Origin of the sequence: Cyanobacterium sp. T60_A2020_053 (assembly GCA_015272165.1) — a bacterium.
Taxonomy (GTDB): Bacteria; Cyanobacteriota; Cyanobacteriia; order Cyanobacteriales; family Cyanobacteriaceae; genus Cyanobacterium.
This window is the reverse complement of sequence record JACYMF010000033.1, coordinates 1-12,150: the sequence shown is the minus strand read 5'-3', so window position 1 is coordinate 12,150 and position 12,150 is coordinate 1. Positions and strand designations below refer to the sequence as shown.

General features: G+C 35.0%; 9 protein-coding genes. 2 read left to right on the top strand and 7 right to left on the bottom strand.

The window, feature by feature from the left end; all coding sequences use genetic code 11:
- Position 1: 1 nt before the first annotated feature.
- The 6 genes from IGQ45_05295 to IGQ45_05270 all read right to left on the bottom strand — a co-directional run bounded on the left by IGQ45_05295 (position 2) and on the right by IGQ45_05270 (position 7,081).
- Entirely contained in the window at positions 2–391 is a 390-nt protein-coding gene (locus tag IGQ45_05295; GenBank protein MBF2056637.1) for a PIN domain-containing protein, read from the bottom strand.
- On the bottom strand, positions 388–618 hold the full coding sequence (locus IGQ45_05290; protein MBF2056636.1) for a DUF2281 domain-containing protein: 231 nt from the start codon (positions 616–618) through the stop codon (positions 388–390). Before IGQ45_05290 ends, IGQ45_05295 begins: the two co-directional genes overlap by 4 nt.
- Before the next feature lies 1 nt (position 619).
- Positions 620–1,192 carry a TIGR03984 family CRISPR-associated protein gene (locus tag IGQ45_05285; protein ID MBF2056635.1) on the bottom strand — a complete coding sequence of 191 codons (573 nt, stop codon included), beginning with the start codon at positions 1,190–1,192 and terminating at the stop codon, positions 620–622.
- Between the two features lie 3 nt (positions 1,193–1,195).
- Positions 1,196–2,704: a hypothetical protein gene (locus tag IGQ45_05280; GenBank protein MBF2056634.1), complete on the bottom strand. Its 1,509-nt coding sequence runs from the start codon at positions 2,702–2,704 to the stop codon at positions 1,196–1,198.
- A 289-nt stretch (positions 2,705–2,993) separates the two neighbouring features.
- Positions 2,994–5,306, bottom strand: a complete 2,313-nt coding sequence (locus IGQ45_05275) for a hypothetical protein (GenBank protein ID MBF2056633.1) — start codon at positions 5,304–5,306, stop codon at positions 2,994–2,996.
- Positions 5,307–5,359: 53 nt separating this feature from the next.
- Complete coding sequence (locus tag IGQ45_05270; GenBank protein ID MBF2056632.1) at positions 5,360–7,081, bottom strand: hypothetical protein; 1,722 nt, start codon at positions 7,079–7,081, stop codon at positions 5,360–5,362.
- Between the two features lie 299 nt (positions 7,082–7,380).
- On the opposite strand from IGQ45_05270, the gene cas6 reads away from it, so the two are divergent.
- Positions 7,381–8,484, top strand: coding sequence for a CRISPR-associated endoribonuclease Cas6 (gene cas6, locus IGQ45_05265; protein ID MBF2056631.1), 1,104 nt, complete (start codon positions 7,381–7,383; stop codon positions 8,482–8,484).
- A 471-nt stretch (positions 8,485–8,955) separates the two neighbouring features.
- The gene (locus tag IGQ45_05260; GenBank protein ID MBF2056630.1) at positions 8,956–11,472 is read left to right on the top strand and encodes a DNA topoisomerase 4 subunit A; all 2,517 of its coding nucleotides are present in this window, start codon (positions 8,956–8,958) and stop codon (positions 11,470–11,472) included.
- A gap of 106 nt (positions 11,473–11,578) precedes the next feature.
- Here the strand turns inward: IGQ45_05260 and IGQ45_05255 are convergent, their stop codons facing one another.
- Positions 11,579–11,992: a helix-turn-helix transcriptional regulator gene (locus IGQ45_05255; GenBank protein ID MBF2056629.1), complete on the bottom strand. Its 414-nt coding sequence runs from the start codon at positions 11,990–11,992 to the stop codon at positions 11,579–11,581.
- Between the last annotated feature and the right edge of the window lie 158 nt (positions 11,993–12,150).

Below are 12,150 nucleotides of genomic sequence, written 5' to 3'. Positions count from 1 at the left end.
TTTACCAAATAGTTTGAACTGTTGATGCCGTGATTTTTGTATCACAAGTAATTAGGGGAAGATTTAGATATAAAGCAGTTGCCGCAATAATTCTATCGGGCATTTCTGGTATAATTTCCCTATCAATTTGAGATAAGCATTTAGCTATATTAAAGTCACAAGGAATAACTTTCCAATGATTATTATCATCATTTAAAATTTGCTCAATCATTGCAAGACAAATTTTAGGAATTTTACCTTTTTCTTCCAAGTAAATAATCTCAATAATAGAAATAGCAGAAATGTATATTTTTTCTGCATTATCAATGGCATTTAGTCCTTTACGGGAAAGTTTAGGAGATTCCATTAAATACCAAACAATAGCATGAGTATCTAGGATTAAATCTTTCATAAATCAATCTCCCGTGGAAAATTCCCCCACATTTCTTGTCTTGCTTCAGCAATATCTGCTTCTGAAATTGATAGATTAAATTGTTTCCATAAACCTTTTATTTGTTTTTTTACTTGAGGTTGATTATTTTTTTTAAATTGAAGAAATTGAATAAAATCTAATACCTCTTTTTGTTCTTCAATGGTTAGCTTTTGTAGATCGTTTAAAACCGTTTCTTGTAAAGTCATTTTACTTAACCTCCAAATTAATCAAGCGCCCTTCACCAACTCTTACATTCCCAAAATTATCCATAACCTGTAGATATTCACGAAAGTTTAAATAAACTCTTTTATCCTGTGATAATGGTGTAGAAATGGGGATGTCTAGGCTACCAATTCGAGCCGCCGATAGTCTTTGCCAATTATTATTTAATTGAGTTTTAGCTTTTTCACCCCATAATAAATATTTTTGATTAATGGTTTTAATTATATCAAGAGAATTTGATTCCGCTGATAAATAATTATCTAATTCATTTTCGGAAATTAAAACAGCTTTTCCTTTTCCTGAATTCTCATTTAACCATCTTAACTCATAATTTGGGTTAAAAATACGAGCTTCAAAAATGTAACTATCCTGATAATTGTTACTGATAATTTTATCATAACTATTTAATAAATTACCATCATTATCTAAAGTTAATAATTGACAGAATTGCGGAGCATAAACCAAAGCAACAGCGCCCTCCAAAACAGATAAACAATTAGTAATTGCGTCCGATAAAGTAATATTTTCCGATGATTGAGAATATAAAGAAATAGTCATTAATTAATTACCTCCATTTAACCATAATTGCCAATGAGAATTTAAACTGGTTAATAAACCATTATCTAAGTTTTTAAAACTTGTTAAAGTCACTTCAGAAAGGGCTTTTAATTCATCATCAAGACCTTTACCATTAATTGTTACTTCTTTAACATTAACAGCGCCCATCCCCCGATTCACACCGAAACCGATAGGAATTTTTGACTCCATAAAATCTCTTAAAACCAACAAAAATAAAGCCAAACTAGGTAAAAATAACTTGTCATTATACTGTTTTAAACGCTGTAAATTGATGCTGATTTCGATGGGTTGCCAATTCACCCCAAAAGGTTCAAGAGTAGTATATAAAAAACCCTCCGCAGCGCCCCCCACCCAACGATCAACCGCCCCATGGTATCCTTGTTGAGTATGCTGTAAACCGATATTATTGAGGCAATTTCTTAAACTGCTATCGCTGGTAGCATCAGTAATACTCGCCCATTGATGTGATGTCATCGGTATAGTTGCAAAACAGTCATCCACCGCAAAACAACTCAAATAACCCAACTGGTTTTGATTATCGTCTAACTCCGCCGGCGCACCAAACAGAGTTTTAATTAACTCTAACTTCACTTGTTGATCAAATTTGTCTTTATGCTCATAATCAAGAGAATGATTGCAAACAGTGCGAATAATTCTTTCTGCTTGGCTACGCCATACCCCCTTTAAACTACTACCGGGAATAACAAAAGTTAAACTGCTATCCACTCGACTGACAAGGGGTAATATATCTACAGCCATACCATCCCCCTCTGATTTAACCATTACAGCGCCCTTCGCCGACCATTTAATGGTAATGTCGAGCTTATTTTGACAATTTTGACCTGAAGCATAAAGACTGCTCCAATCAACGATTTTAGCTTGATTGTTGAGAATATCTAAAATTCCTGTGGGAGAAGATAAATCTTCCTCAATGACTTTTTCATCATAAAGTTTCACCCTGCCTAAACCTCGACTTTTAGCCGCACCGAGATAAATTTCCCCTTCCTTCAAAGCGCAAATAAGTTGCGCAAAAAGATTTTGATAGTCTTGCCAATCACTTTCGGATAAAGTGTTATCTCTTTCAAAAATAAGACTAAGGGGAATTGTCACCCCTTTAGGTAAGATAGCACGATCAAACTTCATACCGTCAGAAGCAGTGCCAGAATATCTGTCAATGGCGACACCATCACGGATTTCCATGATAGTAGAGTTGATTACCGCATCTTCCACAATAACAAAACTAGCATGACCTTTATCTCCTTTTTCCTCTTGAAAACCCCAAATTTCATCGGTAATTTTAGGGTTAAGGGTAGCTATATAAGCGCGCATCGCCCCTGCTAAACTGGTGGCAGGTATATAAAATTTACCTTCTCCATTAACTGCTAAAGCCATATCGGTGTCGGCATTACCGCCAACGCCACCAACGTGAATGGGGCTACAACTGATGAGATTACCAGTTATTCTATATCGTGAGTGAATTTTTCTTGCCATATTTTTAATTGATATTAATAGTTAATGTAGGTTGTGGTTGAGGTAACGAAACCCAACAATATTGATCTTTTTTGACTGTTTCTCTTCATTTGTTTAGCGTAATTTTATTTTTGTTGGGTTGCACTTCGTTTAACGGGGTTTCTTTCCAGTAATTTTATTTTTGTTGGGCTGCACTTCGTTTAACGGGGTTTCTTTCCAGTAATTTTATTTTTGTTGGGTTGCACTTCGTTTAACGGGGTTTCTTTCCAGTAATTTTATTTTTGTTAGGTTGCACTTCGTTTAACCCAACCTACTGGCTTTCTTCCCAATCTCGTTTATGCGCACGAATCATGGCATCAATAAAAGTACGAATCGCTTCCGCCCAAAGTTCTTGTTTTAATTGGTTTTCAGCGTTTTGAGTTACAGTTAAATCAGTAGGTAATTTTAAATAATCCCAGATTTTCCTTTCATCACTGATTAAATTACGAATCAACCTTAAGCTATTTCCTGCCCATTTTTCTCTACGATTAGGCGAATCTTCTAAAGCATTAATCCAGCTAATAACTTGATTTCTATCATTTTGACTTTGTAACTTGCTAGTAACTGAACGTAATGCCCCTAATTGCGTCATGGGTGGTTTACTTTCTTCCCCATGAATTTCTAAACCTAAATACTCTTTTCTTTTTTGTTTATCAGAAGCTAAAGAGAAGGCTTGTTGTCGGATGGCTTCGCGCCATGCTTCCTTTTCAATAATTCGGGCATATTCATAAGCAGTATCATTATTTTTAATGTCGATGGGTTTAGATTTTCCCTTGTCATTATTACTGCTAGTCTCAAGAGGTTCTAAACTTGATAAAGGGGTAGTTAGTAAAGGATCATTAAAACATATTTGCCCATAACCTTCTACCCTTCTTTCTCCGATACCTTCCATTGCCACTTGAGAAAGTTTATTGGTGTCTAATTCTCCTGTGATGTTGTAAACAAAACAACTTCCGGCTTGAATGCCTACCAAAGAAGGGCGAGATAACCCCCAGCGCCCTTGCCATGATTCGGTGCGTCTTTGTCTGAGAAATTTTTTCTCGGTTTCTTCCAATTCAACACCTAAAGCATTTTCGAGGGTTTGACGTAAAACATTTATATCAGCAGTGGGATTAAGTCTTTCATCTCTCAACAGTAAGTCTGATAACAACCAGACAATTAATTGATTGTTTTTGATGTTGACAGAACCTTGATGAAGTTGGGGTTTTTGAGTTATCTTTAAAGTTATTCTGCCATAGTCATCTTTTTTTGATTGCCCAATTGCATAACTACCATCTAAATTTTTCCACCATTGTGGTTTTTGGCTAGTGAGGTGATTAAAAACATCTGCTTTGAGACGGATTTCCCCTTGAAATTTCGTATTAGGTGCAATAGCAGAATAACTATAAACTCCCCCTACGTCACTACTCGGGCGCTGGATTTCATCTTCGATGGTATTGTGGGTATAAATCTGAATTTCTACTTCGGGATTCGTTGGCAAATGTTGCCCCGAAAATTGCCCAATATAACCTCCTTTGACACCCTTTAATTGTAAGGTGGAGGGCGCTTCTTCTACCAAGCGATTATAAACATTACCTTTATCTAATCCTCCATTCAGTTTATCAGCAGAAAGACAAAACGGAGTGGGGCGACTGGGTAAACCATCACTGCTGATAGTGGCATTGGTAATCACCATACTACCCTTACTAATAGCCTCAGACACGTTTAACCATTGCCCTAATTTGCGGTGTAAATTTCGTAAAATATACTTAGCCGGGATATAATCCAAAGTCTCTACGATATTACCGACAGTGCGACTATTCACGATGAGGGGCGCTAGGGTAATAATTTCTACTGGTAAGATATACCATTGGGAATTTTGTATCTCAGGATGTTGAGAATCAGTCACCAAAGAAATTTCTTGATACTCAGGAGGAGAAGGAGGAGTTTTACTCAAATGACTTAAATAATTATCAACTTTAAACCCTGATAAAACCACTTTACACTTTCCAGCGCCCCTCCTCCTTTTACCACCCATTCTCTCTACCATCTTACTGCCGGCAATTAACAACGCCTCAGCAATAGCTTTTTCAGCAGAAGTGACATAATCAGGATAATTTAACTGACAATCTTTTGACTCTAAAACCGCGCCTTTTCTAATCATCTCCTCAAAGCGCAAAAAATCTGGTTTAGCGCATCCCGTTTTATCATCAATACCGATACCCGGTTTAACAAAAGCCAAAGCATCTTTAACTTTAACCTTCTTTGTATCAGTCAAAGAATTTTTGAGACTATCAGGAAAATGAGCAGACCTTAAAGAAACCATAGCAGGTTGAGGGGAAGATTCTACAACCCCTTCAGCCAAAGCTGGTTGACTGCCAAAGAGAAAATCAACCCACTTATGCCAAGCCCCATTGTCATTACCGCCATCTAAACCCAACGCCACCAACTCACAAGAATCTCGTAAAATTCCCGTTAAAGTTTTGGCAGGAATATAAGGCAAACCGTCTTTATCTCTTTGTACAATAGCATCAATATCGCCCCTTGATTGACCTAAACCGATATACCAATCGCTTAACATCGTTACCTTAATTGTAAAAACCATAAATTCTCCTTCAGTTTGTAGTCAAGGCTTTAGCCTTATTTTTCATTAGAAATTTAAACAAAATCAACTGCATCCAAAGCATCTAAAAAACTGGTGATATAAACATTATTACTTGTGTTTTTTGTGGCATTAATAGGCATTATTTGAAATAAAGATTTATCACTTTCAGCTAATTCCTTAGTAATATCTTTATAACGTTGATAAATCAACTTAAATCTAGCGTCTGCTTCCTCTTTACTAACAAAAATTGCTGAACGCAAAGCATTAGATTGAGTTGGTGGTAAATAATCTTTATCTTTATCACTTTCTTGAGCATTTTGCTTATTTTTAGTCAGTAAATTAACTTTATCTACAAATTTATCCCAATGATAAAAACTTGCCCATTGTTTACTTAATTCTGTTGCTTGATCTAATTGATTTAAAGGTGTAATTACAAACGGGCGCTTATATAATTTTGTGTTATCTCGCAACTGTAAACGATCTCTAATTAACTTTAAATTAACCCCACTAGAATCATAAACAATATGAAAATCTAAAGCGGAACAAGATACAGTATTATTAGCTTCATCTTGAACATTATTTTTAACAGTTTTTGCTGATTTTAAGAGGGATTCTGCTAAATCATAACCTACAGAAAAAGGAAAATGAGGTTTGACAATGGCAATCCCAGCACAAGCTGATAAACCTTCCGATTGTAAGGCTTTTTCACTAATTTCCTTGATAATATTACCAACATCTTGTAAGTTATCTCTAGCGGTTTCTTTTTCAAAAGCTAATAGAAATTTTTGGGTAAATTCTAAGGCTTTTTTGCCATCACAAACTACTGTTAAATCATCCCCTCCTAATACTAAAGGAATAACGGGTAAAACTTTCTTAATTTTATTTTTTTTAATCTTTCTTTTGCCATCATCTTCAAATACTTTAATTGCTTCTTGAAAAGCATTTTGAGTACACAAATCTAAGGCTAAAGAAAAGCGTCTTAATTTATCAATATAATCTCGATTATTGTTAGCATATTTGTAAAAATTCAGAAAAATTTGACCTAAACCATTACCATCAGCATGGACAATTCCTAACCATTCTGGTGTAAAACTTTTTTCTAAATCATTAGTATTACTAGGAAATTTTAAACTACTTTCTTGGATTAATTGATTCATTCTTTGTAAAGAATCATCAGCATTATTTCTTTTAGCAAAACTTCCTGCTGATAAAGGAATTTTGTCATTTTCTGGATTAGTTTCTAAGTGCGAAGCAGGTAAACCGCTAGTATTGCAATCAACAATAATAGGCAATTTTAAAAACCGAAATTGAGGGGATAAAAGCTGAGATTTAGCTTCATCTAATTTCTCATAGACTTCTTTTACAGCATTTTGAATGGGATTATGCCAATCAAACTTCACATATACGCCACAAACGTCGATGGAGGGCGCTTGTTGTAAACATTTTAGGTTAATTTGAGTGATAATATCTTTTGCTGTATCCTCTTTTTTGGTTATTAATAAAGCCTTACCTGATACGGCGTTAATAATTTCTACTTCTGAGTCATCATTTTCGATAGGGGGATTATCCTTCACTTCTAAAAGAGTTTTACGAAATGAATCTCCATCTTGCCATTTTTGTAACTCAGAATTATTGGTAATATTTCCGATAATTTCCGATAGCCATTGTGTGCCGACTCGATAGGTTAATTCTGACGCGCCAATATTTTCTTTTAATTTATTGGTGGCAAAAATGAAATTTTGGTTGCCCGATGTTTCTATTAAGACTAAAAACATTATTTTTGGTGATTTTATAATTAAGTAAACTGATGGAGATACCTATTGTTAGTTAGTCTAAATGATTAAAACCATTAAAGACATAACCACACTGATAGGATTTTAGACGAATAATTTTAATGAGAGACAAGAAAATTAATATTTCGTAAAATTGATTCTCTATTTATCTATCAGGAATATTTTGTCAAATTATGCAAATCGAGAGAATTTTTTTTGAGAAGAATTTTTGTGATATGTCATAAAGTAGTAAAATTGTTGTCAATCAATGGATTAAAGCAACATTAATTTTTAGTTTGTGTGTGAATAGTAACCCATTATCATCTTTAGGCGATTTAACTTGGACGGATACTCATGATTTAGTTATTCTGGAATTTAAACTATTGGCAGAGAAAGATTATTATTTATTTCCTGACTATAGTAAGGGTTTACACGCTTGGTTTTTAGATCAAGTGCGACAGTTATGCCCTGATTTATCCCAAAGACTTCATGATTATCCAGAAGAAAAGGGTTTCACTATTTCTCGTTTACAAGGTAATTATTTAGAATTAGAAAACAAAGTTTTTCTCAAACAAGATTCTGTTTATAGTTGGTATTTATCGATTTTCTCCCCAGAATTGATGAAATGGTTAAAAATTTGGTTTGATAAATTTCCTTCTCATTTAGGTTTACATCATGCACCGTTATTGATACAAGAGGTAAGATTTTCTTCAGCGCCCTCCACCTACGAAAATTTATGGCAGAGTAAATTAATAACGAATTTTTCTTTAACGTTTTTATCTTGTACCAGTTTTCGCCGTCATAACCATCATTATCCCTTGCCTCATCCTCCCAATTTGTTTCAAAGCTATTTGCGCCGTTGGAATCAATTTTCTCAAAAAGTATTTTCTCAAGATAGTTTTATCGACTGGGTTGATAAATTTGTAATTATTCGTCAATACAATTTGCAATCAACCAAGGTAGCCGGAGGAAAAAAAGGCAGTGTTACAGGTTTTATCGGCTCCATTGAATTATATTTAGGACATAATTATCAAGATTTTGGTGATTATAGTCAACTTTTCTCTACCTTATGCCGTTTTGCTCTTTATTGTGGCACGGGACATAAAACTACTTTTGGCTTAGGTTATACTCGTTTAGGTTGGGCAGAAATTGATAATAATACTGTAGAGCAAACAGAAAATAGTTTATCAGGGAGAATAGATGAATTATTAGCTATTTTTTTGGCGAAAAAAGGGACAAAGGGTGGTAATCGTGCTAAAAATATTTGTATAAGTTATGCGGAAATAGTAGCTAAAAAAGAATTAGGTCAATCTTTACAAGATATTGCCCTAGAGTTAGAGATGCCCTATGAAACAGTGAAAACTTACTCAAAAAGAGCCATGAAACTTCTTGGTGCAAAAACATAGTTAGGGTGTGCTGAAAAAGTATTTTGGTGAGGGGAGGTGTCAGGTTTCGGGTGTCAGGTATCAGGTGAAATGCTTATAAATTAAAGAGTTAAGCTAAATATTTATGTTTCATAAATTGCTCATTTGTATCAATAATTTTTGATTTGGGTAGAGAAAAGAGGGCATTTTTTGGGAAAAAAGGCTATTTCTGGCACTTTTTTAAGATTTTATTATACTTAAAACCTTTGTTTTAAAAGGGTTTTGATTTATTCAGCAAAGCCTAATTATTCACAATACACTTGTGTTTTTGTTAAAAATATAACGCTTCAAAACCTTGATTTTTCATTCTTTAACCTAAAACCTAACACCTGACACCCGAAACCTATCCTCATCAAACCCGAAATAAAATTGATCCGTAATGGTAAATTGTTTGCTACTCTCTAAAAAATAGGCACTTTACCGTTATTACAAGTTAACTGAGCATAAATACTCATGGTTGAACAATTAAATTTATTGAATCAAGGTCAAATAATTTCCACGGCACTACATACGGAAATGGAGCGCTCATATTTGGAATATGCCATGAGTGTGATTGTGGGGAGGGCGCTACCTGATGTGCGCGATGGTTTAAAGCCTGTCCATCGGCGTATTTTATATGCTATGTATGAATTAGGATTAAGCCCGGATCGTCCTTTTCGGAAGTGCGCTAGGGTAGTTGGAGACGTTTTGGGTAAATATCACCCCCATGGCGATCAATCGGTGTATGATGCGCTGGTGCGTTTAGTGCAGGATTTTTCTAGTCGTTATCCTCTTTTAGCCGGGCATGGTAATTTTGGTAGTGTGGATAATGATCCTGCTGCCGCCATGAGATATACTGAAACACGGTTGGGGGCGCTGGCTTTTGAAACCATGCTAGAGGAAGTTAACGAATCCACCGTTAACTTTAGTGGTAATTTCGACAACTCCCAACAAGAACCCGTTGTACTACCTGCAAAACTTCCTGTATTACTCCTCAATGGTTGTTCAGGTATTGCCGTGGGTATGGCGACAAATATCCCCCCTCACAATCTCGGTGAAATTGTCGATGGCTTAGTTGCGCTGATTGACAATCCCGACTTAACTGATGATAAGTTAATGAAGTTAATACCGGGACCTGATTTTCCCACGGGGGGCGAAATTATCGATCAAGCTGGAATTAAAGATGCTTATTTGACGGGTAAGGGCATTATTCCCGTGCGCGGAGTGGCAACCATTGAACAGCTAAGGATACAAAAGAAACGGGGCAAGGAAAGAACTGCTATTATCGTGACAGAGTTACCTTTTCAGGTGAATAAGGCTGGATGGATTGAAAAGGTAGCAGATTTAGTAAATCAAGGCAAAATTAATGATATTGCTGATATTCGGGATGAAAGCGATCGCACGGGGATTCGAGTGGTAATTGAGTTAAAACGGGATGCAAATCCTCAATTTATTCTGGAGCAATTATACAAACAAACGGCTTTACAAAGTAATTTTGGGGTAATTATGCTCAGTTTAGTTAATAATAAACCCTGTCAGTTATCCTTACGAGAAACTTTACAAGAATTTTTACAATTTCGAGAAGAAACTTTAACTAGACAGTATAATTATGAATTGGTTGATAAGCAAGAAAAAAGCCATTTATTGCAGGGTTTATTACAGGCTTTAAATGATCTTGATTTAGTGATTAATATTCTCAGAAATTCCCCTGATGGTACAACGGCAAAAAATGATTTACAACAGGCTTTAAGTATTAGTGAAGCTCAAGCAAATTCTATTTTAGCTATGCCTTTAAGAAGGTTAACTGGTTTGGAAAAACAAAAGATTGAACAGGAATATACCGATTTACAAGGCAGAATTACTGAATTGCAAGGGCTATTAGCAGATCGTCATGAGTTATTAAAAGCATTAAAAAAAGAATTAAGAACTTTTAAGCGTAAATTTGGGGATAGTAGAAGAACAAAAATTATTAGTTTTATTCCTAAGAAAGAAGAAAAAAAAGAAACTAAAATTAATCAAAAAAATAAAGATAATGAGGGACAATTACCGTTAGTTTATGATAACAATTTAACTGATGATGCGATGGTGCAAATTAGTGCCAAAGGTAAAATTTATTGGCAACCAAAAGAGGCAATTTTAACCACACCTATGGTTAAGAAAAATACTGATTTAATTGTTTATCAAGAACCGATTAAGGATAAAAAAGAAATTATAGTTATTATTGATAATGGCAAAGCCTATCCTCTTTCTGTGGCTGATATTCCCCGTCATCCTACGAAACAAACCATCAATAAATTAGTATCACCCAGCGCCCTCCAGCAAGATCAAAAACCGATCAATTATATTACTATCACTCCTGAAAATAAAGGAAAAACTTTATTATTAGTCACGGCTGGAGGTTATGTAAAAAGAATTACGGTGAGTGAGTTAGATGGCATTGGTAATCGAGGTTTTACCCTGATGAAATTAAAAGAAAATGATAGTTTATTTTATCTTGCGGTGGCGGAAGATGGACAAGAATTGGTAACGGCTACCAGTGGCGGAAGGGTATTACGTCACAGCATTAATCAAGATAACATGGCAGTGATGGGGAAAGGCGCGCAAGGAAATTTAGCCATTAAACTGAATTTTCGAGAAAAAATTATCGGTTGTCAGGTGGTGCAGAAAAAAGATAATTTATTGTTAATTTCGGCGGATGGTTATGGCAAAATTCTCCCCGTCACTAATTTACGCGCTTTAAGTATCGGCAAAACTGGCGGTTTGGGTAGTCAAGGTTTCCGTTTTAAGGATAAAGAAGATTATTTAGTGGCGATGTTAAAACCCAATAATAGTAAAACTGTCATTGTTTCTACTAATTTAGAAAAACGCACCATTATTGACATTGATAAAGTATCAAATAATGAAGCAGGAAAGGCTTATGACGGGGGGAGGGCGCTGGTTAAACTAGCTAATGATGAAAAAATTGCCCTCGCCGTAAATTGGTGGGGCTAAATCGGTATTAATAAAGTGATGGGCAAAGGGAAGAAAAAATGTAGAATTTAGAATTTAGAAAACAATTACTTCTGCATTCTTCATTCCTCCCATTATCCATTGTCTATCATAAACCTTGTTGTAATAGTTTGAGGTGCGCCAATTGCTGACTTTGTCGCTCAATTTGCATAGACAAAGAATTACAGACTAAATCACACAACTCAAAAACAAAAGGATTAGCAATTTGATAATAAACGTTAATACCCTTTTGACTACGACTAACTATCCCTGCTTGAGCCAAAATTTTAAGGTGTTTAGAAACGTTAGCTTGTCCTAATTCTGTTATGTTAATAATCTCAGTGACATTTTTTTCCCCCGTGCGCAAACAACAGACAATATTTAATCGACTAGATTCTGATAAAACCTTGAAAAAATCAGCCACTAATCCTAAAGCAAAAGGGGACATTTTTGCCATGAGACAATCATTGCTAGTTTTATTTTCTGTGGTAGTGAAAGTTGGTATTTCTGATTTTATTTCCATTATCTAGTTAAGAATTTTTAGTCAAATTTTTACATTGATACTCTATTTTCTATGTTAGATTATCTTGAAATGTGAGTGAAAGACCCCCGTGGAATTTCTCAACAAAAAAATACCCACTGAAATCAACGGGGGATGTAAACGAACCAACAAAAAAATCG